This is a genomic window from Labrys miyagiensis (genome assembly GCF_030160835.1).
GTDB classification, from domain to species: Bacteria; Pseudomonadota; Alphaproteobacteria; order Rhizobiales; family Labraceae; genus Labrys; species Labrys miyagiensis.
Genome location: NZ_BSPC01000054.1, coordinates 208,842 through 231,266, shown reverse-complemented (window position 1 = coordinate 231,266; position 22,425 = coordinate 208,842). Strand labels below are relative to the sequence as shown.

Annotated in this window: 17 protein-coding genes; 4 read left to right on the top strand and 13 right to left on the bottom strand. The window is 62.6% G+C overall.

The genetic code is table 11. The annotated features are described in order from the left end of the window. Window positions 1-8: 8 nt before the first annotated feature. From QQL24_RS24460 to QQL24_RS24440, 5 genes are read right to left on the bottom strand one after another with little or no spacing between them, the layout of a single operon-like run. Window positions 9-1,019 (bottom strand): alpha-ketoacid dehydrogenase subunit beta, encoded by a 1,011-nt coding sequence (locus QQL24_RS24460; RefSeq protein WP_284314905.1) that lies wholly within the window; start codon window positions 1,017-1,019, stop codon window positions 9-11. Continuing rightward, window positions 1,009-1,926, bottom strand: coding sequence for a thiamine pyrophosphate-dependent dehydrogenase E1 component subunit alpha (locus QQL24_RS24455; protein ID WP_284314904.1), 918 nt, complete (start codon window positions 1,924-1,926; stop codon window positions 1,009-1,011). Before QQL24_RS24455 ends, QQL24_RS24460 begins: the two co-directional genes overlap by 11 nt. Then, window positions 1,923-2,792 carry a hypothetical protein gene (locus tag QQL24_RS24450; RefSeq protein WP_284314903.1) on the bottom strand — a complete coding sequence of 290 codons (870 nt, stop codon included), beginning with the start codon at window positions 2,790-2,792 and terminating at the stop codon, window positions 1,923-1,925. Before QQL24_RS24450 ends, QQL24_RS24455 begins: the two co-directional genes overlap by 4 nt. Next, window positions 2,789-3,799, bottom strand: coding sequence for a glycosyltransferase family 2 protein (locus QQL24_RS24445; protein WP_284314902.1), 1,011 nt, complete (start codon window positions 3,797-3,799; stop codon window positions 2,789-2,791). Before QQL24_RS24445 ends, QQL24_RS24450 begins: the two co-directional genes overlap by 4 nt. An 8-nt stretch (window positions 3,800-3,807) precedes the next feature. Then, complete coding sequence (locus tag QQL24_RS24440) at window positions 3,808-4,617, bottom strand: SGNH/GDSL hydrolase family protein (RefSeq protein WP_284314901.1); 810 nt, start codon at window positions 4,615-4,617, stop codon at window positions 3,808-3,810. Window positions 4,618-5,269: 652 nt separating this feature from the next. Here QQL24_RS24440 and QQL24_RS24435 point away from each other — a divergent pair. Beyond that, window positions 5,270-6,484 carry a transglutaminase-like domain-containing protein gene (locus QQL24_RS24435; RefSeq protein ID WP_284314900.1) on the top strand — a complete coding sequence of 405 codons (1,215 nt, stop codon included), beginning with the start codon at window positions 5,270-5,272 and terminating at the stop codon, window positions 6,482-6,484. Window positions 6,485-6,644: 160 nt separating this feature from the next. On the opposite strand, the gene QQL24_RS24430 is transcribed toward QQL24_RS24435, so the two are convergent. From QQL24_RS24430 to QQL24_RS24405, 6 genes are all read right to left on the bottom strand, one after another. Further along, a complete protein-coding gene (locus QQL24_RS24430; protein ID WP_284314899.1) occupies window positions 6,645-9,668 on the bottom strand; it encodes an alpha-mannosidase in 3,024 nt (1,007 codons plus the stop codon). Between the two features lie 95 nt (window positions 9,669-9,763). Continuing rightward, the gene (locus QQL24_RS24425; protein ID WP_284314898.1) at window positions 9,764-10,618 is read right to left on the bottom strand and encodes a sugar phosphate isomerase/epimerase family protein; all 855 of its coding nucleotides are present in this window, start codon (window positions 10,616-10,618) and stop codon (window positions 9,764-9,766) included. 46 nt (window positions 10,619-10,664) lie between these two features. Next, window positions 10,665-11,912: an ROK family transcriptional regulator gene (locus tag QQL24_RS24420; protein WP_284314897.1), complete on the bottom strand. Its 1,248-nt coding sequence runs from the start codon at window positions 11,910-11,912 to the stop codon at window positions 10,665-10,667. Window positions 11,913-12,003: 91 nt separating this feature from the next. Continuing rightward, on the bottom strand, window positions 12,004-12,846 hold the full coding sequence (locus QQL24_RS24415; RefSeq protein WP_284314896.1) for a carbohydrate ABC transporter permease: 843 nt from the start codon (window positions 12,844-12,846) through the stop codon (window positions 12,004-12,006). Beyond that, on the bottom strand, window positions 12,843-13,772 hold the full coding sequence (locus QQL24_RS24410) for a carbohydrate ABC transporter permease (RefSeq protein WP_284314895.1): 930 nt from the start codon (window positions 13,770-13,772) through the stop codon (window positions 12,843-12,845). Before QQL24_RS24410 ends, QQL24_RS24415 begins: the two co-directional genes overlap by 4 nt. A 180-nt stretch (window positions 13,773-13,952) precedes the next feature. Further along, window positions 13,953-15,248, bottom strand: a complete 1,296-nt coding sequence (locus QQL24_RS24405) for an extracellular solute-binding protein (protein ID WP_284314894.1) — start codon at window positions 15,246-15,248, stop codon at window positions 13,953-13,955. A 142-nt stretch (window positions 15,249-15,390) separates the two neighbouring features. Here QQL24_RS24405 and QQL24_RS24400 point away from each other — a divergent pair, with 142 nt between their 5' ends. Further along, window positions 15,391-16,398: an ABC transporter ATP-binding protein gene (locus tag QQL24_RS24400; RefSeq protein WP_284314893.1), complete on the top strand. Its 1,008-nt coding sequence runs from the start codon at window positions 15,391-15,393 to the stop codon at window positions 16,396-16,398. Between the two features lie 63 nt (window positions 16,399-16,461). Continuing rightward, window positions 16,462-17,508, top strand: a complete 1,047-nt coding sequence (locus tag QQL24_RS24395; protein ID WP_284314892.1) for a Gfo/Idh/MocA family protein — start codon at window positions 16,462-16,464, stop codon at window positions 17,506-17,508. A 952-nt stretch (window positions 17,509-18,460) separates the two neighbouring features. On the opposite strand, the gene QQL24_RS24390 is transcribed toward QQL24_RS24395, so the two are convergent. Both QQL24_RS24390 and QQL24_RS24385 read right to left on the bottom strand, forming a co-directional pair. Beyond that, on the bottom strand, window positions 18,461-19,606 hold the full coding sequence (locus QQL24_RS24390) for an ROK family transcriptional regulator (RefSeq protein WP_284314891.1): 1,146 nt from the start codon (window positions 19,604-19,606) through the stop codon (window positions 18,461-18,463). A 387-nt stretch (window positions 19,607-19,993) separates the two neighbouring features. After that, the gene (locus QQL24_RS24385; RefSeq protein WP_284314890.1) at window positions 19,994-21,049 is read right to left on the bottom strand and encodes an aldo/keto reductase; all 1,056 of its coding nucleotides are present in this window, start codon (window positions 21,047-21,049) and stop codon (window positions 19,994-19,996) included. 172 nt (window positions 21,050-21,221) lie between these two features. Here QQL24_RS24385 and QQL24_RS24380 point away from each other — a divergent pair, with 172 nt between their 5' ends. Further along, entirely contained in the window at window positions 21,222-22,319 is a 1,098-nt protein-coding gene (locus QQL24_RS24380; protein WP_284314889.1) for a sugar ABC transporter substrate-binding protein, read from the top strand. Window positions 22,320-22,425: the final 106 nt, after the last annotated feature.

The window sequence follows — 22,425 nt, the reverse complement described above, 5'->3', positions numbered from 1 at the left end:
GATCGCCCTCACCGAATTTCGATGGGACGACGTTCATTGACCAGCGCTCGGGCGGCTGACATGACACGCGCGGCGTCCGGGATACAGGCCGCTTCCAGGACGGGATTGGAAGAAACGGGTGCGGGCAGGGCGCCGACCCGGGCGCTCGGATGATATCCGATGCGCTCCGTCACACGAGCGGCGACCTCGACGCCGACGCCGCAAGTCAATTGGCCCTCTTCAATGGTGAGAAGCAAACCGGTGCGCTTCACCGATCCAGCGACGGTCTCGACGTCGAGCGGCGCGAGGCTGCGCAGGTCGATGACCTCGCAGGACAGGCCTGATTCCTCCAGCTTCTGGGCCGCCTCGAGCGCTACCCGCGCCATAAAGCCATGCGTGGCAATCGTCAGATCTGTTCCGCTGCGGCGGATGATTGCCTTGCCAAACGGAATGACGGTTTCAGCGACGGGTACCTCCCCGGGGACAGGGAAAAGCCGCTTGTGATCGATATAGACCACGGGGCCTTCCGACCGTAACGCTGCCTTCATGAGGCCATAGGCGTCCGCCGGCGTCGACGGGGCCACGACCTTAAGCCCTGGCACGCTCATCAACCAAGCCTCGATACACTGCGAATGGGCTACTCCCTGGCCGAGGGCACCCGCCGTGGTCTTGACAACCAGCGGCGCCGAAAGCAGGCCACCGGTCTTGTACCGAAGCTTGGCTGCATAGTTGATCAAAGGATCGAAGCCCAACATGGTGAAGTCCATGTAGGTGATGCTGACCAGCGGGCGATATCCCGCCGCAGCCGCTCCCGCGCCTACGCCGACCGCCGCAGCCTCGGCAACCGGTGTGTCGCGCACGCGCTCAGGCCCAAATTCGACGAACAGCCCGTCGAATTCCCGATACGAGCCACCGAACGAGCCCACATCCTGGCCAAGTATGATGACACGGGGATTGCTACGCATCTCCTCGCGCAGCGATTTGATGATGGCCTCTCGAAAGAACATCTTGGTGGTGGCAGGCGTGCCGTCAGCCGACATTCTCAAGCACCTCGCTGGCATCCGGGAAGGGGGAAGCATCTGCAAAGGCAAGCGCTGCACCAGCCTGCTGCTCGGCTTCGGCACGAAGTGCATTGGTTTCCTCGGCACCGAGCGCCAGCCTGGCTATTTGCCTCTCGATTGGACAGAGCTCCCACAGTCGCGCGAGTTCCTCGCGACTGCGTGTCTCGCGGGCCGTGGTGGAATGGGACCGAAGACGAATGGATTCGCATTCGACAAAGGCGGGCCCCTTCCCAGCGCGTACATGCTGCGCTGCCTCTCGGAAGGCCGCCGTGGTTGCCATAAGATCCATCCCGTCAATTGTTTGCGCCGGAAGGCCGAAAGCAAGCGCTATGTCGGAAATGCGGGCTGGGGCCAGGGCCGCCAAGCGCGACGTGGAGACCGAGAGCTGGTTATTGTTGCACGCGAAAAGCAAGGGCAACTTCCAGAGTGCCGCGATGTTCAGCGTCTCGTGAAGCGCTCCGGCCCCAGCGGCCCCGTCTCCGAAAAGAATGGCAACGATGCCGCCCTTCCCTTCCATTTTCCGCGCGAGTGCGACGCCGGCCGCGATGCTGATATTGCCAGCTACCACTGCGTGGGCGCCGAAGAATCCAGAGTCGGGATCCGCCAAATGGCCGCGGCCACCGCGCCCTCGATTGACGCCCGTGCTGCGGGCGAGAAGCTCGGCCATTGCCCGCCGAGGATCAACGCCGCGCGCCAGGGCGGGACCGATGGATCGCCCGCCCGTGAGGAGTTGATCATCCCGCTCCAGCGCCTCGGCAAGCCCGACAGCAACAGCCTCCTCGCCGGTGGAAAGTAGCTGGAAACCGTGGTCGGGCCGCTTTGCCAGAGCGGTTTCGAAGGCGCGTATCAACATCATCCGGCGTAGGGGGCCGAGGTGCTCACTCATCGCCGATGGCTCCGTACCATGCGCAGGACTGCAGAAGCCAGAAGTGTGCCACTTTCCACTGCTCCCCTGCTGCGAACGGCCTTCATCAGCTTGGCGAACGCCTCGCCAGGCGCGATCTCACGCCTTAATGCCTGACGCAGCAAGCGCCCTGCTTGGCTGCCACCATCGGAATCCGTTATTGTGACAACGTTCTGCTTGTGTCGCCCCCTTCCGAACGCCATCACATTGGCTGGCACAAGGCTTGAGGGTGTTGCCGGGCCTACGTTCTTCTGCATCAGAATCTCGCGTAACTTATCCTGGAGCTCGAAGGGAACGAACTCGTCCAGACCGTTGACAATGAGCCCGATGGCAATCGCGTGTCCAGCAACGGATGCGGCGGCCGCGGTGTCGAGCCTATAGTCAGTCTGCAGGTTACGCCCACCAATATCGGCGATCACACGGTCTAGGTCGATAACGAAGGCGCCGGTTTCCCGCGAAAGTTCGGCTGCCAGAAGATCGAGCCGTCGGATTCGTACGCGGCGGCGATACAAGAGATCGGCGTCCTCCCCGTCGCCCGCGATACGGACTACTGTGCAGATGAACACCGGATTTCCTGTCGCCGCCAGATTTCCAAAAGAAACCCGGAGCCGTGCCTGCACCTCATCCCAGGCGTCGTCGACGCGGTCAATCTCCGGCAGCAGCGAGGCGAGACGAATACTGCCGGGCGGACTCTGCGCAAGTGCCTCCAGACTCTCTACAAAGACGGGTTCGCAGATCGCGGGTGTTCCGGTTGCCACGGCGAGGGCGTCCACAATGGTCTTTGCAGCGCTCCTCGCGGCTGCATGCTCGGAAGTGGCCGTGTAGGCGTAAAGCGGGATGGCTGTCATGGCGAGCCTAATGACCATTGCATGTGGGCACTTCTGACGGCTTCACGGCTCGTCGACGAAGGACAGCGCGCCGCAGCCGCCTCAAGCTCGGGAAGGGAATGGATACGTGCAGCTTCAGGGAGAGAACTGTCCCCAAGGCTCGCCCAAAGAATAGGCATCAGTGCCACTTCCGCCGTGGGATGCTCGGCGTAGAAAATGTCTTCCCAGTCCTTTTCCTGGAGTGGGTCACGCCAGCCGCTGCGATGGATCATGTGATAGGTCCGCGCTGGTGTTCCCGTCATCCGGTAGCCGTTTTGGGTGAGGCGTAGAGCGAGCTCGCGATGCTCGTTGATGCTGAGATTGGGATGAAAGCCGCCAACATTCAGAAAAGCGTCGCGACGCAGCGACTGGTTCGAGCCTGACGCCGCCGCCCACAGGACTTTGCATTCGGGAGCATTGGTCAGCGCCTCCATTTCGAGCTCAAAGAGACGTCGCGGCCCATAGCCTGGGTAAACGCCTGGCTGAGCGCTGCCATCGATCTCCTCAAAGGCCTCGGCGATTTTCCGGCGCGTGACGAGTGCACGCGCAAATTCCGCAGGCGGCATGCGCGCGACTTTTGCCTCCTGCCCCGCTCTTGGAGAACCCGTCTCCGGGTCAAGGAAAGGTTGAGTGCCGCGCAGATGCCAGGTCTCACCGCGCACCACCAAATTGTCCTGCCCGATATGTTTGGAGAGATGTTGGGCCACGAGGTCCGGGGCGGCCAGCGTATCGCCATCGAGAAAGAGAACGATTTCGCCGGTCGCGCGAGCCGCGCCAACATTTGCTGCGCCAGATCTTCCCGCCGGGGCAGCGTGATGGATGGCGATAAGGTCGAGATCACCCGCCGCCGCGGCGACGACATCCGCGGTATGATCGGTAGAGCCGTCGTTTACGACCACAACTTCCGGCCATTCGGTCTGACATGCCAGGGACGATAGAGTCAGCCTCAGCCTGTCAGCCTCGTCCTTCGATCGGATGACGACGCTCACTCGCATGGTCAAAGCTGCCTCCCCTCATGCAAATCCTCAAGGACTCCAAGGTCGTCCAGGATACGGACGACCTCTTCAGCGACAAGGCGATAGGCTTGGGGCGCCAGATGAAAGGCGTCGAGCTTCATCGTGTCCGCGCCGTGACGCGCCATCAAAGTATCGACATCCACAATTGAGATGCCCGCGCGCTCGGACAGTCCCACCAGACCAAGATTAAAGCGGCGAATGCGGTTGGCAAACGTCTCGTCCAGGCCCTGATAGCAGTGAATTCTCTCGCCCGGAATGATGGGCGAGACGTTGTAGATCAAGATCGGGACGTCCTTATGCTTGCGAATTTCATCAACGATCGCCTCGAGGTTGGCCATGGAGGTCTCAAAATCGAGGAAGCCCGTTGGCGTAAAGTCGGACTTCAACCAGCCACGATCCTCTGGGGCCCAGCTGTTGAAATCGGCCGCGTAAAACAGGAAACCCTCCTGCTTGTGCCGCACCAAACCTGTCGCTATGTCCGGCAAGAGCGAGAGGATCACGGCGTCTGCCGGTGTCTCGAAAACGGCGCGACTGAACTGGCTGGCAGAGGGATAGACACCTAAAGGCAGGCTGCGCTCAGAAACCGCCTCAGGAACTTCACCCGTGCACGATACGAGAGAATCCGAGCGTGTCCACGTTTCATGTCGGATGCGAGCCGTAATCCCAGGATGGCTCTGCCTCAGTACATCATTAATACCGTTCCAAAGCAACTGGCCACCGACTCTGCATGAGTGTAAGGAATCGTGGACATCGACATTGCCTTTGATGAATAACCCCAGGCGCTTCGCCACTTAACAAACCTTCGATGTTGCACTGGTAACACAATACGGAAAATAGCATTGCGGTAAATGGACGTGGCGCCTATTTTTTAGGCGACGCTCCAAACAGCTCTCGGTAGCACAAATTATTGTCAGTTTTTGAGGTCAGCGCCTTCTGATCCGCGTGTTAGCACAGCCTTGATATGTCTTCGCCGTGCTTGAGGACAGGTAATCCAGACCGACCTTCAGCAATTGCGGATCCGGTGGTTTGCGTGCTCCTGCGGACCCCGCTCGACTTGCCAACGAGATTGCACGGCCATTTATGAGGTAAGGCAAGTGGAGTCCTCCGGCGCATGGTGATGTCTTAATCAGGCACAAACGGCTCAAGGTCACCCAGCCACCGCTCACACTGCGCCCCTTTTTTTATGACCGCAGAATTAGATTAGAATTAGGGACGGTGCTTAGGAGGGGCATTGACGGTAAGCCAAGAACGCCAACCAACAGCCCTCGACGCCGTAGGCACGAAGTGTAAAATCTCAGTGACATTTATGCTTATTTTCCATGCAGCTAGAACGCGTAACTGGCTCCGCGTATTCAGGGGTTGACGCGGCCGAACGCCCATAGTTCCTTGCGGGATAGAAAAGCTCGGCGAATGGCGCCGACCGAGGATCGGAAATAGAACGCGATGATGCGTGGCATTGATTTTCGCGATCATTATCGAAATTTCCCGGAACAACTCATCGTCAATATGCTGGTGGTAAAGGGATGGGCCCACGAAGCGGATCGTTCGCAGGCTGAGGCGGCAACGCGCCAGGCGCTGGAGCGCTGGATCGATATCGGGCTTGGTGTCAGACACGGTGACCATGAGCGAATGTTTGACCCGGTCGAGGTCATCAATTTCCTAAAATGGGCCGGCGTGAACGAGCGTGATACATTTTGGGCCGACCGATATGTTGCCACCGAGCGACGGTTGACAGACGATCTCGCCTCCTTGGGTGAGAGCGAGACCTTCAAGGTTGTTTTTCGGCGAAGCTTCCATATTCGTGAAGGGGCCGACCGCGCGCGTTTGCGAATGCCGCTCCCACTCGCGAGCCCCCATCTCGTCGATCTTGTGATTTCACCGTTCGCGGAAACACCTGGCGATGTAAGCTTGCACGTCAGCGCTGGCCGCCTCGAAGCCCGGGTTTCGGCGCTGAGACCAGGCGACCTGACGATTGGCGCAGAACTTTCGTTCAAGGCCCTTCGCAGACCCGTAGGCACGACTGAACAGTTGAGCGAAAAAGAGTTCGAGCTTTATCTCCGCCCCAACGAGGGCTTGATCGTCGTGTCGGAACGCATCAAGGCACTTGCGCGATCGCTGACGGTGCAGGCGCGGACCTCAGCAGAGGCTCTCCGATCTTTCTGGGATTTCATACTCGACGAGTTCTTCATCGGGTCGATCCACTATGACCAGGTTGATGTCCAACAGCCCTGCGATTGGGCATTGGAGGCGGGATGGTGCGACTGCCAACTCGCCTCCGCCCTCTTCGTCGCATTGTGTCGCGCGAACAATATCCCGGCCCGGCTGACAGGAGGCTACATGCTCTATCGGCCGGCACCGGCCAATCACTATTGGGCCGAGGCTTGGCTCGACGGCCGGGGCTGGACGCCCTTTGATTTCCTAAGCTGGGATCTCTCAAGGGGTGGCCGCGACGCCCAATGGCGCGACCGATGCTTCGGACGCTTGGACCCCCGCATGACGACACAAGCCATGCCGTTGGCATTTACTGGTGCGCTAGGAATTCCAATGCCTGCCGACTTCATTGTCGTGCCAACGGCCGGACCTGGCGGGTTCGAGATTCCGCTGTTCGGCGCCGATGGCAACGCTGTGTACAGCGATCTCATCGAGTTTAGAACCTAGAGCAAAACGCGTTTAGGCGTAAACGCTGCATTGCTCTAAGTCTTTGTTTCGACGCGTCTTTGCGATTCTTGCCGATTCCGACAAATCGCAAAACGCTTTAGGTTAAACTTATGATATTCCCAGAAAAATCCTAGGCATAATCGGGTCACGATCGGCCCGCTCAGCGCAAGAGCCGCCAGGACCTGACTTCGAACGGCCGGAGATCGGCACCGTCGCCGCGGTCCATCGCTTCCTCCAGGATGTTGAGCGGGCCTTCCGCGCTCCAGCCCTGCGCCAGGGCGAGTTTGAAATCCCCCCGCCGGCCGGCCGGTTCGTAGACGCGCAGGATCAGCCCGTTGCCGTCCTCGGCGGCCTTCAGGCCGGAAAAGGCGGCCGGAATGCCGGTGGTGGCGATAGGCGCCAGGACACCCTCGGCGAGGCCATTGGCAACTGTCGCCAGCAGCGGCTGGTTGAGATCTTCGGCCTCCTCGCGCACGCCCGCGTCGAACCAATCGTCGGTATGCGGCATCAGCGAATAGGTGAAGCTCTGCTCGCCTTCATCGGCTTGCGGATCCGGATAGGTCGGCGAGCGCAACAGGCTGAGGCCGATTACATTACCGCGCACGCTATGGCCGTATTTGGCGTTGTTAAGCAGGGCAAGGCCGAAGCCGGGCTCGGAGAGATCCACGAAGCGGTGGCCCGGCGCCTCGAACATCGCTTCGTCCCATGAGGTGTTGGTGTGGGTCGTGCGCCTGATGACGCCATAGGCGCATTCGAAGGTGGCGGTGGAAGAGCGTACCGCAGCGGAGGTCTGGGTGCGCAGGAAGACGCGGCGATCATGCCAGTCCAGATGCGTCTCGATGTCGAGCCGCAGCCCATTGGCCGCGAGCGCCAGCGTTTGCGTGATGGTGGAATGGCGATAGCGCCTGACAATGCGGAGCGCGGCGCGGTGCGGACCCTGCTCCGTGACCTCGATGCTTTCGACGTCGAGCAGCTCCTCGCCGCGCTCGGCATAGTCCTCCTCGACATCCCAGGCATCCCAGTTGCGCGGCTTGTCGGCCGGATAGGCCCAGAGCTGGTTGCCCCGGCCGGCGAGCGCCTCGCGGCCGCTGGCCTTGTGAACCAGGCTGGCGATGGTGCCATCGGCGCCGATCGTCACCCGCAGATGGGCGTTTTCGAGATGCGTCCTGCTGACGGACAGGCCCGGCACGGCAGCCAGGCGCGATCTGTCGAACACGGCGATGCCCATCGGCGGCACGCTCTCCCCGGCGGCGAGGAAGCTGCCATCGGCAAGGCGCAGCCGCAACGGCCGGGCCGACAGGGATGGATTGACCACGACCAGGGCATCGCTGACTGATCCCTTGGCGAGGTTGCCGGCGATCGCCGTCATCGCGGCCTGCTGGGCGGCAAGGCCGTTGTCGATGACGGCGCCAAGCTCGCGCTCGGCATCCTGATAGACCTCGCGGATCGACGAGCCCGGCAGGATGTCGTGGAACTCATTCTTCAGCACCACGCGCCAGAGCGTTTCGAGGCTGCCCGGCCTCTCGCCACCGATCATATGGTTGAGGCCCGCGAGCGCTTCCGCCGTGATGAGGGCGCGTTCGGCCTGCCGGTGCATGCGCTTGACGCCGCTTTGCGTGGTCAGGGTGCCGCGGTGCAGTTCGAGATAGATCTCACCCAGCCAGACCGGCATCTTCTGTGCCCGTGCGCTCTGCTGCGCGCCCTCGAAGAAGGCTTTGATCGTGGTCCAGCGCGCCTTGGGCAGAGCGGGGAAATCGCGCAGCTGTTCTTCGCGCTCGATCATGCCGGGCGTTACGCCGCCGCCACCATCGCCATAGCCCACGGCGAGCAGCGTGGTGGGATGCTTGGTCTTGCCGCGGAAATTCTTCCAGGTCGGCACGAAGCAATCGGGCTGCACGAAGCCGTTATAGCCATGCATGGGATTGTCGAAGGTGTGGGTCAGCACGCGGCTGCCGTCGAGCCCTTCCCACCAGAACAGATCGGCGGGGATATGGTTGGTCTCGCTCCAATTGACCTTGATGGTGAAGAAATTGTCGACGCCGCCCTGCCTGAGCAATTGCGGCAATGCTCCTGAAAAACCGAAGCAGTCGGGCAGCCAGCACACGGTGTGGCGCAGGCCGAAGGTCTTTTCGAAATAGCGCTGGCCATAGAGAATCTGGCGAGCCAGGCTTTCGCCCGTAGGCATGTTGGTGTCGGGTTCGACCCACATGGCGCCGACAGTTTCCCAATTGCCGGCCTTCACCCGCGCCGCGATCTTTTCGAACAGCGCCGGATCGTCTTCTTGCATCTGTGCATAATAATGGGCCGTCGACTGATTGAAGCGGAAGTCCCCGGACTTCTCCATCAGCGAGAGAGCGGTGTGGAAGGTGCGGCGCATCTTGCGGCGCGTTTCGTCATAGGGCCACAGCCAGGCCAGATCGATATGAGCATGGCCGGTCAGGGCGATTTCGCCCTGCTGGGGGAAGCGCTGCTTCAGGATCTTCAACTGCGCCACCAGGGCGTCGTAGGCCGTCGCGACGCTGGCCCGCTCGGCCTGGTTGAGGCCCGCCGGCGCGTCGATGAGTTCGGGCAACTGCCATATCCGTTGCTGGCCGGCCTCCCGGGCGGTGCGCGCGACATAATCGGCGGTTGCCGAGGGCCAGTCGAGGGCGCGGGTCGTCGCCTCCGCGGCGTCGAGCAGATGGGGCACCACTTCGTGGCCCTCGAGTGTCGCCACCGCCTCGGCGATCTGGGTCAGCAGCAGATGCAGCCGGTGGACCGGCAGGTCCAGCCAGACAAGCTCGGCGCGGTTAAGGCGGGGTTCGCGCACCGGCTCGCCGAACGGCAGGCGTGCCACGCTGTCGGTCGCAATGGTGAAAGGCCCGGCCTTCAGCGGGAATTCCTCATGATAGGGATCGAGGCCGAAACGGACGACCTGCCCATCGGCATAGGTCAGGGAAAGCAGGCTTTCGCCGCCGACATTCAGCGACAGACGAGTCTCGGCCAGCGGCCAGCCTTCGGGAACCTCGGCGGAAGCCGCCAGATGCACCACGCCATCACGGCGCGGCCAGAAGGCCCCCCTGGCGATCGGCTCGCCTTCGAAGGTCCAGTTGTCGATGGGACGGCGTTCGCGCTCGCGCCAGAAGGCGAGTTCCGCCAACCGCACCTTGAGTCGATTGAGCCGCTGGGCGAGGGTGAGAGCCATGGATCTGTCCTGTCGCGAAAAACCGTGGGGGAATGGAGCCGCGCTCCGAAGGCCGCGCGAGGGCGGCGTCTCCGGGACGCGACGAATGGCGGGCGCTAGCGCGAGCCGATGACGCCTCTGAGGAAGGCGAGGGCCTTGCGCTCCCCTTCCTTGCGAGCCGCCAGATCCTTGCCCGGCCAGCCATAGTCCGAATCCTCGTGCTCGATCGATATCGTGCCGTCGAAGCCGAAATCGCGGGCCTGGGCGATGAATCGCGGCCAATCGAGAAGGCCGCTGCCGGGCAGGCGATAACGCCACCAGCCCTTGGCGTGATAGCCGATGGCCTGCAGCCGCTCGGGGTCGATCGAGGTATCCTTGCCGTGCAGGATCTTGACGCGGTCCTTGACGAGATCCAGCGCCGCATAGGGGTCGATGCCGAGGCGTATCAGGTGCGACGGATCGAATTCGAGGCCGAAGCGGTTGCTGGGGATCAGCGAGAACAGCTTCAGCCAGCCTTCCGGCGTGACACCGATGAAATCATCGTTCGGCCCCGGCCAGTTCTCGATCGCAAATTGCAATCCGCTGGCGGCGGTGTCGGCGATGAGCTGGTTCACATGGGCGGCGAAGCTGGCATAGTTGTCCTCTTCCGATGAGGTTCTGTCACGCCCCGGAAAGATCACCAAGAGCGGGACGCCCGCATCGCCGACGGCCTGGGCGAACTCGCCTGTAATTGTGCGCAAGGCCTGGCGCTGAGCCGGATCGGGATCAAGCTGGTTGCCGAAATGGGTGATCGAGCAGACGAAAAGGCCCGCCTCCCGCGCCTTGGCGACGACGGGCGCCACGTTCTCGGGCGTCTTGATATGGCCCCTGACGTCGAGTTCGATGGCGTCGAATCCGGCGTCCTTGGCAAAGCCGATCACTTCCTCGGCGGGCCGGTCGTTGAAGGTGGAGGTGTAAAAGCCGATCTTCATCATAATGTCTTTCAGCTATTCGATGACTTGCTAGGGAGAGTTCGGTTCAAAAGCCTGTCGGTCGTTGTAAATTCTGGAGCGGCATGCGCGTACGCTGGGCTGGATCGACTGAGCCGAGCATCAGCGCCGAGGCTGTCGACATCGCCGCCGCGCCCAACGCTCCGGCATCCTCGGCAATCGAGGCGCGGTGAATGGAGGGCAGGTTCGGGTCTGCCTTGGCGAGATGCTCGTGGATGTAGCGCAGCAACTCGTCGATCATGCGAACCGGGAGCCGTCCGCCAACAAGCACGGCGTCGGGATCGACGATCAGGCCGATATGGACGACCGCATCGGCGATGTGGATGCTCATCTGCTTGAGCCAGGCGGAGACCAGGGCTCGCCCGCGAGCGTCCAGGGCCAGCAGATCCTGCGGCTTGCTGACGTGCACATCGTGCTGGCGCAGATATTCGTAGAGCCAGAGCAACGCAAAGACTTGCCCGAGCAAGGTGATCTTGCGGGGCGCCGGGCCATCGTCGGTGATAACCGGCATCCAGCCTATTTCGCCACTGAGACCCATGGCACCGCGATGGCGCACGCCGTCGAGCACCAGGCCACCGCCGAGGAGGGCGTTGATGGAGATGTAGAAGAAGTCGCGGCTCTCCGCGCCAAGGCCATAGTCGAGTTCGGCCACCGCCGCGGCGTTGGACTCATTATCGATGAAGATCGGGCACGCGGTAAAATTGGCCAAAGCGGTGCGGACGTCGAAATTGGTCCATTGCGAGTAATTATCCGGCATGCCGAGAAACGGGATCTCGCCGAGCCAGTCGGGGATGGCGAGGCCGATGCCGCTCAACCTGGCCTCGTCGATCAGCTTGCTGCGGCGGAAATAGGAGATCGCCTCGCCGGTAAGTTCGACGAATTCAGCGGGGAGGATGGCGCGTTTCTCGTGGTGGACGCGCCCGCGCACCGTGCCGATGGCGTCAACCGCCAGGATGGTCAGGTGGTCGCGGTCGATATGCACACCGATGGAGTAGCAGCCTTCGGGGTTGATCTCGAGCTCGATGGCCGGCTGGCCGCGCAGGCCGTGGCGGCGGCGCGCCTCCATGATCAGCCCCTCGTCGAGGAGCCTGTCCACGATGCGGGCGATCGTTTGCTTGGTCAATCCGGTCTTGCGTGCGATTTCGACGCGCGAGATCGGTGCATCCCAGTGGATCGCCCGCAGCACCAGGGCACGATTGTGCTCCCCGGCATGCCCCGCATTGGAGCCGGCAAGGTCCTCGGTCTGGATTGGCTGGGTCCGTTGTCGCGCGACCATGATACTGAAAGCCCACTTTCGAATTGACACGGCTCGAATTGCATCTCGCGCCGTTGCGAAGCTGTTGACCGCCATCCGTGAGGGATCCGGCCTATCCCTTGACCGCTCCCGAGGTCATCGCCCCTAGGATCAGCCTCTGGAGCAGGAGGAAGGCCACGATCGCCGGCACGACCGAGATCAGGCAGGCGGACGCGAGCAATTGGATCGAGGAATCGGTCTGCATGCCCTTGAAGTTGAAGATGCCGACCCCGATGGGCAGCAGATCGTTCTTCGTCAGCAGCAGAAACGGCACCAGGAACTGCGACCAGCCGGCGATCACGGTGATGATGAAGACCGAGGCGATGCCCGGCCCGGACAGCGGCAGGATGATGCGCCAGAATGTCGAGAAGCGGCTGCAGCCGTCGATCATCGCCGCCTCGTCGAGGCTCTTGGGAATGGCGTCGATCGTCCCCTTGAGCAGCCAGGCCGCGAGCGGCACGCCAAGGGCGATATAGACCATGATGACGCCGAAGTGACTGTCGGTCAGGCCGACGCGGTTCATGTAGCGATAGAGCGGCACCATGATCACCAGCGGCGAGATCATCTGGAAGGCCAGCAGCCCCATCATCCACAGGCCCTTGCCGCGGAAGGTAAAGCGCGAGAAGGCATAGGCGGCGGGCATCGCCACGATCAGCACGCCGATGGCGCTGAGCGAGGCGAGCTTCAGCCCATTCCACAGATAGGTGGGGAAGAAGCTGTTGGTCATCACCGCGATGAAATTGTCGAAGGTCGGGTTCTTGGGAATGTAGCGGGAGACGCCGAGATAGATCTCCCGCTTGTCGCGCATGGCGATCGACAGCAGCCAGGAAAGCGGCCCGGCGAAGAACACGAAGGTGAGCGCCATGAAGACATAGCTCAGCACGTCGCCGACGCGATCCACGGTCCTGCCGGTCATGTCGGCTCCTCCCGTGGCAGGAACCAGGCATAGACGAGGGCAAGCCCCAGGCTGATCACCAGCATCAGCACCGACAACACGCTGCCGCCGGAAAGGTCGTAATTGCGGAAGACGATGTTGAAGACATAGAGCGAGAGCACTTCCGTGGCGCGTCCCGGTCCGCCGCCCGTCAGCGCAATGATGGCGTCGAAGGTATTGATGGTCAGGATCGTGATCAGGATCATGTTGACCAGGATGGCCGCCCGCAATTGCGGCAGCGTGATGTAGATCAGGCGCTGGCCGGCCGAGGCGCCGTCCATCTCGGCTGCTTCATAGAGCGCGGGGTCGATGCTCTTGAGGGCGGCATACATCACCACCATCGAGAAGGCGGTGCCGCGCCAGACATTGGCGATCACGGCCGACCACGGCGCCATGGCGGGATCGGAGAGCCAGGCCACGGGGTGCAGGTGCATGACCCGCAACATGCTGTTGAGCGCGCCGTAAGGCGCCTCGCTGAACAGCATCTGCCAGATGATGCCGCCCGCGATGCCGGGAACCACCCAGGCGACGAGCGCGGTCGTGCGCAGCACCGTGGTGCCCCACAGGCGGCGCTTTTCCCCACGGATGACCACCAGCGCAATCGCCAGGCCGAACAATTGCTGGCCGACCACACTGCCCCCCGTGAAGATCAGCGTGGTCAGCAGGATGCCCGGCAGCGCCGGGGAGCTCAGCCCGTTGACGATCGAGCCCAGCGTATAGCTTTCGCGATTGCCGATCAGGGTGGCGTCCGTGAACGCCAGACGAAACACGTCGAAGACCGGATAGAGATAGAAGACGCCGATCACCAGGATAACCGGCAGTATCCAGGGCAAGGGCGCACCTGTGAAGCGGCGTCCCAACCGGCTGGCAAGTCGGCCTGTCAGGGGGGCCGCGGTCACTGCGCTCATGGTTCGCCTGGTTCGCCTGGATCGAGAAAAAGGTCGGCGCCGCCCGGGGAGGAAGCAGACGGCGCCGGCTCATCGCCGCTAAGCAGACTATCGTTGGCAGGCCAACGCTTCGTCCGCTTAGTTGCTTGTTTTGCCGCAGATTCTTGTCGGAAAACCGCGGAACACTTTTCCGGAATCTGCTCAGAGGCGCTTGTAGGCCTCGAGCGCGGCGTTATAGGCGCCCGTCAAGGCGTCCTCGGGAGACTTGGTCCCCGACAACACGTCGCCCATCATAATCTGAATCTGATTGGAGATTTCAGGATAGATCGGCGCGCCCGGCCGGGCCTGGCCATCCTTCAGCGCCGCTGCGAAGGTCTTGTTCTCTTCGGTCGCGAACACCGGATATTTGTCGAACAGCGATGCCCTGGTCGGCAATTGCTGCTGCAAGGCGTTGGCCGGGCCCATATAGACGTCGCGCACCAGGTTGGCGCACATCTCGATCTTCTTGGGGTCCTTGCTGAAGGAAGCGAAGGTCCAGCCGCCGGTGCCAGTCTGGCGCTTGTCGGCGGTTGGTCCCGGAAGCGGCGAGAAGGCCCATTTGGCGAAGGCGTCGGGTTCGAGGGTCGCCTTGAGTTGGGCGAGCTGCCAGTTGCCGCCGAAGAACAAGGAGGTTGTTCCGGCAGCGGCCGCGGCATTCAGGTCATCGTAGTTGGCGATGGTTGTCACACGCTTGGGCGCGGCGCCCGAATCCACCAGGCCCTTGTAGTAGTTGAGGGCCTTGAGGAATTTGGGCCGATTCTCGTCGTCGCCGAACACCGGCTTGCCGGTATCGTCGACGAGCTTGCCGCCGAGATCCCAATAATTGGAAAGCCAGTCGAAGGTGGCGCCTTCATAGCGGCCGCCATTGAACAGCACGCCCTCCATGCCCTGGTCCTTGGAGGCGAGGCCCGCCTTCTTGAGATCGTCCCAGGTCTGCGGCGCATCCTTGTTGATATCGGTGCGACGGTAGAGGACGCGCAGATCGGTGTCCCACCACCAGGCGTAGATCTTGCCATCCTTGTCGCTGATGCCATCGCGTACGAAGGGGAAGAGGTCGGAGATCTCTTCCTTGCTGAAGAACGGCGTGAAGTCGGCCAGGACGTGATTGACCTTGAACTGGCCGAGGACGAAGGAGTCGACCGAGGCGCAATCGGGTGCCGTGCCGGCCTTGGCCTGCTCGAGCATCTTGGCCTGTTCGGTACCGATGTCCTGCGACATGTACTGCATCTGAAGTTGCCAGTCGGGGTGCTTCTTGATGAAGTCGACATAGAGATCCTGGTAGCCCTTGGCGATGTTCGCATCGGCATTGCCGGGGCTGTCGAGGGTTACGCGCAGGATCAGCTTGTTGGGTGCGCTGGCCAGCCCGATACGGTCAGGGGCCGTCAGATCATCGGAATAGGCGGGCAGTGCGGAGCATAGGATCGTGCTCAGCGCCAAGGCGCCGACGAGATGTCTCATCACAATGGTTTCCTCCCAAGGGAATGCCCTGCAGCGGAATTCTCACAGTTGACCTGAGGTAGTTTTGATGCTGCATTGATTAGATTAAGTGACTTTGTTTTCGTGTCAAGTCGCCAAAAGACGACCCCGGGAGGAAACCAGCATGGCTTCGGTCAGCATCGAGAACGTGCGCAAAAGCTATGGCGCCCTCGAAGTCGTGCATGGCCTGAATGTCGAGATGGAGGACGGTTATTTCATCGTCCTGGTGGGTCCGTCGGGATGCGGAAAATCGACCCTGCTTCGCATGATCGCCGGCCTGGAAACGATCACCTCGGGCACCATCCGCGTCGGCGACCGGGTTGTCAACGACCTCGCCCCCAAGGAACGCGACATTGCGATGGTGTTCCAGAACTACGCTCTCTACCCGCATATGACGGTCTACCAGAACATGGGGTTCTCGCTGAAGATCGCGCGGCGGCCCAAGTCCGAGATCAGCCAGAAGGTGGGAGGCGCCTCCTCGATCCTCGACCTTGATCGCTATTTGGAGCGCAAGCCCGTGGCGCTGTCGGGCGGCCAGCGCCAGCGCGTCGCCATGGGCCGGGCCATCGTGCGCGATCCCAAGGTCTTCCTGTTCGACGAGCCCTTGTCCAACCTGGACGCCAAGCTCCGGGTGCAGATGCGCTCGGAGATCCGTGACCTGCACCGGCGCCTGGGCACCACCACGGTTTACGTCACCCACGACCAGACCGAGGCCATGACCATGGCCGACAAGATCGTCGTGCTCAATGCGGGCCGGATCGAGCAGGTCGGCTCGCCGCTGGACCTCTATCGCAACCCGGTGAACCTCTTCGTCGCCGGCTTCATCGGCTCGCCCCACATGAACATCATTTCGGGCCCGATCGCCCAGCGGCTCGGCGCCGAGACCATCGGCATACGGCCGGAACATCTGCTGGTCAGCCGGGAGGGCGAGGGCTGGGAAGGCGTCGTCGCCGTCGCCGAGCATCTGGGCAGTGATACATTCCTCTATGCCGACGTGCCGGATGCCGGACGCGTCACCGTTCGCACAGGAGGTGAGTTTGCCGTGCGCCTGGGCGAGACGGTCCGGCTCAACCCGATGCCGGACCAGATCCATCGCTTCCAGCAGGACGGCTCGGTCGTCGGCCGGTCCTGATCCCTTTCACCCCAACCGGCGTTCCGGGGGGCGCGCCTTATTGCTCACGCTCAAGGAAAGAACATGCGCATTCTCATTCTCGGCACTGGCGGCATGGCCAAGCAGCACGCCGAAAACTTCTCCGCGATCGACGGCGTCAGCGTCGTGGGGGGCGTCGATGTCGTGCCCGACCGGCTCGCGGCCTTCTGCGCCGCGCACAACATAGCCCGGCAGTTCGCTAGCCTCGAAGACGCCCTGAAATGGGGTGAGTTCGACGCGGTGGCCAATGTCACACCTGACCGTATCCATCATCCCACCACCATGCAGGCCATCGCCGCCGGCAAGCATGTCTTCTGCGAAAAGCCGCTGGCGACGGATGCCAGTCTCGCCATGGAAATGACCGAGGCTATGGAGAAATCCGGCAAGGTCGGCATGGTCAACTTCACCTATCGCAACTCGCCCGCCTTGCAGAAGGGCCGGCAGATGGTGCTCGCCGGCGAGATCGGCGCCGTGCGTCATATCGAGGCTTCCCACCTGCAGAGCTGGCTGGTCGGCAAGGCCTGGGGGGATTGGAAGACCGAAAGCAAATGGCTCTGGCGCCTGTCCAGGAAGCATGGCTCCAACGGCGCGCTCGGTGATATCGGCATCCACATCGTCGACTTCACGTCCTATGGATCGGGCCTGGACGTCGCCCATGTGTTCGCCCGCCTGAAAACCTTCGACAAGATAGAGGGCAACGCCATCGGCGAGTATGATCTCGACGCCAATGACAGCTTCACCATGAATGTCGATTTCAGCAATGGCGCCGTCGGCACCATCCAGGCCACCCGCACGGCGGCGGGACAGCTCGATCAGCTTCGCCTGCGGGTCTATGGCGAGAAGGGCTCGATCGAGATGATCTATGACACCGGCAGGTCGTATCTGCGCGCCTGCCTCGGCCGCGACCTCGACACGGCCAACTGGCGCGATATTCCCTACGATCCCGTCGACACCAACTACAAGCGTTTCGTGGCCGCGGTGCGGGCGGGCAAGACGCTGGAACCCTCCTTCCGGCGCGCCGCCGATATCCAGAAGGTGCTGGACAAGGCGATGGCCTCCGATCACAGCCGCCGCGACGAAGCCATCGTGTAAGGCTCGAGGGGTGGGTCTGAAACACAGCTTGGGGATCGTCAAAACGTAAGTGCTTCGAGCGCGCCACTCCTGGTTCGCTGAACACCGGCTTGCCGATTCACTGCTCTTTTAACGATCCCAAGCGTCAATCTCTTTCGCCTCCGCCGCCTTCCCACCACAACGCACAAACGCCCTCGTTCCCACGCCCTTTCCGGCTGGGTTGATAAGGAGACCGGGCGATGGCGGCTGCGGAGCAGCCGTGAATGCAAGATCATGGAAGATGCAAGGCCGCACTGTCGGTGCAGGCCGCCATCGCCCCGTTCCGGTTGCCTGGCCCGCTGACAAGGCGTGCAAGGCCACCTGTTTTTTCCGCCTTCTGAAGGCGGAGGCGAGCCGGGAGCGGACGGCACGGACCATCCGAACCTGACCAGCCGGCTCGGTGAAGGGGCTCAGCGCTGCAGTCCTGGCCGGACAGTGGCATGAGCCGTCTTCACCGCATCGGCGGGACGTGGAGACGAAGGCGTTGCCGGGCTCAAGCCCTTCACGCTCCGTCCAGGGATCGCGTGGCACTTCCATGGGGTGCCGATCCCGTCTGTCCCGCTCGTCACCCCCTGGAAGCCGGCTTCGAGAGAAGCGTGACCGCCGGCGCCTACCCGCGTGGACAGGCTGTCGGGGTGGATGGAAGCGTTCGGAGCCGGGTTGCGCTTGCGCCGGCTGCTGACGCCTCATTCCATTAGGGAATAAAGCATGGCAACGAACAGGAGTCAAGATCCGTTCTCTTTTTGTGTCGATGAACACCAACGGCGTATATCACCGGCGGAGGAGGTCGCGCGGCGTGTTGTCGATTGATCTGGTCGCTGGCGAGGGGTTTGACCGGCTAACCAAGGGATCGTTCAAGAATGCGCTTCTCGCGCCACGCCTCTCCCGCACTCTCAACAACGGCTTGCCGATTCACTTATTTCTTAACGACCCCTTAGACGGCTGCCATCGGCGAGGGCAGCAGTTGATCGAACAGGGGCAGCAGGGCGGCGCCGACGGCGATGCCGCCTCCGGCAAAGCTTGCTGGCCGGATCGGCGAAATCCACGGTGTCGAGACCGGCCGAATCGTGCGGTCGCCGCGTTCCATCGCCATGCGCGCGATCAGGGCATCGATTGCGTTGCGCGGCAGGTCGCCCCCGATCAGGATCGCGCCAGGCGCCACGAATCCCGCCATCGCGATGATGGCGTCGAGCAAATGGCCGGCCGCGGTTTCGATCCAGGCGCATACCGCAGGCGTCATCGGCAAATCCTCGCCGTCCTGCAGCATCTTCTTCTCGGCAGGGGTCAGCTTGGCGTGCAGGGCACCCAAGCCCACCACGGAATCGAGCGGCACCTGGTCGGGGCCGGTTCGCATGGCGCCGATATCGCCGGCCCGTCCATGCACGCCGCCGAAGGGAACACCTTGCAACAGGAGGCCGGCCCGCACCGCCGCGTCGATGACGATGAGGACGAGGCCGCCATCGACCGGACCCGCACCGAACATGCGCTCCGCCAGGGCGCCGACCACGCAATCGCGCTCCACCATCACGCGGAGTGGGCTGAGGCCGGCGCTCAGGGATCCCGGGTCCAGGGCGCCTGGCGTGCTGGCACCGATGCCGATGCCGACGATATTCTGTGGCTGGGCCGGCCCGCTCCTGAGGCGCGCCAGGATTTCGCCGATCGCCGCAGCCAGGTCGGCGCCGGGATCGAAGATGACCCTGTCGCGCACCTGCCCGCCAAGATCGATCAGCACCGCCTCGCTCACAGCCCCCGCCAGGCGAATGCCGATGGCGAAGGCGCCGTTCGGGTTGATGGCAAATTCCACCGACGGCTGGCCCGATCCCTCGCCGCGGCGCCGGCTGGCCGTCACCAGCCCGTTTTCGCTGAGACGACGCAGGATGTTGGTCAGTCCCGGCGCGGACAAGCCGCTGCGGCGCGCGAGTTCAAGGCGGGTGAGGGGACCGGCGCGGCGGATCGCCTCGAGCGTAACGCGCAGATTGTGCTCGGCAACCAGGAGCGGCGTGCGCCCGGTGCCGGCGCCGGGAGCGGCCACCGATGCTGGCTTTTCTCGTCGCCTTACCCGGGCTCGTCCGCTCTGCATGATCGCTCCTGCGCGCCAAATTCGCCGGCTCAGCTTTGGCCCGAGCCGTGTGCGCCCATCATTTTCGCGAGTCAAGTCATCCTAAAGTGGAGCAATCCCGAGGCCAGTTTCCCTAAAGCGTTTTGCGATTTGACGGACTCGGCAAGAATCGCAAAGACGCGCCGAAACAAAGAGTTAGAGTAAAGCAGCGTTTACGCTTAAACGCGCTTTGCTCCAGGAAAAGCAACGGTTTCTGCCGCGAGTTCTTACGCAGGGCCGAGTGAAGACCGCGCCCTTCGTCGTTCCGGCCATTCACTGGACCCGACCTGTTCAAGGCGACCTGCCTGTCCGAACAAAGAGAGGGCGGGATCACGCCCGCCCTCTCTTCGTTTTCTTCAGATCGGCTTCCTATTCAGCAATCGCGTAGGCGTTCTCGGTGGGCAGAGGCGCTCTTGCATCCACGAGGCCCTCGGTCTTGAGGTCGGACCAGAGCGAAGCCGGAATGGTCCAGCGCATATAAGCGAGATTCTGTTCAAGCTCGGCCACGGCGCGTGCGCCGGGAATGACGCTGGCCACAATGGGATGGCCGAGCGGGAACTGCAGGGCGGCGGCGGGGAGGGGCACGCCATGGCTTTCGCAGACCTTCTGGATGCGCCGCACCCGCTCCAGCACCGTTGGGGGAGCGATTTTCGTATTGAAGGTCGCGCCTTCCACCGGGCCTGTCGCCAGGATACCGGAATTGTAGGGGCCGCCGATGACGATCCTGGTGCCGCGCTTCTCGCATTCGGGCAGCAGGGTGGCGAGCGGTTCCTGTTCGAGCAGCGTGTAGCGGCCCGCGAGCAGGAAATAGTCGAAGCGCCCGGCCGTGACGAAATCCGCCAGCATCTGCCACTGGTTGATGCCCACGCCCACCGCCTTGATCACGCCTTGCGAGCGCAATTCATCAAGGGCGGGATAGGCGCCCTCCATCGCTTCCCTGAAGCGGCTGCGGGCGAAGGGATCCTCTCCGGGGGCGAAATGCAGCGCCTCGTCGGGATCGTGGATCGCCAGCATGTCGATGGTATCGACCCCGAGACGCTTCAGGCTGCCCTCGATCGAACGCAGCACGGCGTCGCGCGAATAATCAAAATCGGCCCGGAAGGGTGGGGCGGCGTCCCAGAGCACCGGCTTCACCTCCTCGGGGGGGATGGGTACGAGGTCGTAACCGACCTTGGATGAAATCACGATCTCGTCGCGGGGCAGGGAAGCAATCGCCTCGCCCAGCCGGCTTTCGGCAAGGCCGAAGCCGTAGACGGGCGCTGTGTCGAAGTAGCGCAGGCCGTTCGCAAAGGCGGCATGCACGGTGTCATGAGCCACCTTGGGATCGGTGGCGCGATACATGTTGCCGAGGCCGGTGCCGCCGAGGCCCATCGTGGTCACCTTCAATCCGCTACCCGTGACGGCTCTCGTTTCCATCTTAAACATTGATTTTCCTGAATATTTCTTGCTTCGCCGCACATGCCGGCCACCGCCCGGCAGCTGTGCCGCCGCAGGGCGTGAAAAACATATTGACAGAAAATTTGTCGTACAACAAGGTAACCGTACGATGGGAAGCGCGCTCAAGGCGTCGCTCATATCGGCTCAAGGGGAGGTTGCAGTGACCAAGGAATTCCAGGACGAAGAGGCCGAGCTTCTTGCGCGGCGCCGGCTCAACCGCCGGCAGGCTTTCAGCTTCGCCACCAAGGCCGGCCTCGGCGCGGCGGCGCTGGCGAGCGGCGCGGCCGGACTGCTGGCGAAGACCGATCTCGCACTGGCCCAGGCCGCAGGGGCCAGCGCCGGGCTGCCGAAGAAGCCCTTCAAGTTCCATTTCGTCTGCCACGTGACGCTGGACCAGTTCTTCACTCCCTGCATCTACGGCATCCAGGACGCCTGCGCCGCCTTCGGCACCACCTATCAGTGGACGGGCTCGCAGAAGAATGTCGTCTCCGAGATGGTGTCTGCCATGCAGACGGCCATCGCCCAGAAGGCCGACGGCATCGCGGTCTGCCTGGTTGATCCCAAGGCCTTCGACGCCGCCACCGACATGGCCACCGCCGCCGGTATCCCGGTGATCGCCTTCAATGCGGATGTGCCGGCCGGCAGCCCCAACAAGCGCCTGTCCTATGTCGGCCAGCCGCTCTACACGGCCGGCTACAACGTTGCCATGAAGTGGCTGAAACTCCTGCCCAAGGACGCCCATGTGATGTTGACGATCGGTGTGCCCGGTTCGCTCAACACCCAGCCGCGACTCGACGGCTATATCCAGGCCATCAAGGATTTCGGCAACGGCGTCACCTATGACGTCGTCAATTCCGGCCCGGATCCGCAGACCGAAATCTCTCGCGTGGAGAGCTATTATCTCAGCCACCAGAACGTCGCCGGCCTGTTCGGCACGGGCGGCTCGGATACCTATGCCTGCGGCTTCGTCTCCAACAAATATGGTCTGGCCAAGAAGGGCGGCGTTGTCGCCGGCTTCGACCTCTTCCCGCAGACATTGACCTATATCAAGAGCGGGGACGTGACCTTCACCACCGACCAGCAGGCCTATCTGCAGGGCTTCCTGCCGGTGCAGCAGATGGTCCTCTACAAGATCTCCGGAGGCCTGGTCGGCCCTGCGAACAGCGACACCAGCCAAGCTTACGTGACCAAGGACAATGTCGACAATTATCTCGGGCAGACCCGCTTCGAGGGCCGCACCAACGCGGAGCCGACTTGATCCAGCGTTGGCACTCCGACTGGCGCACCAAACACGGAGTGGCAGTCTCCGACTGCCATCTTCCCGTCTTGCCTGCGCATCGTTTCCAAGAATGGCGGTCGGAGAC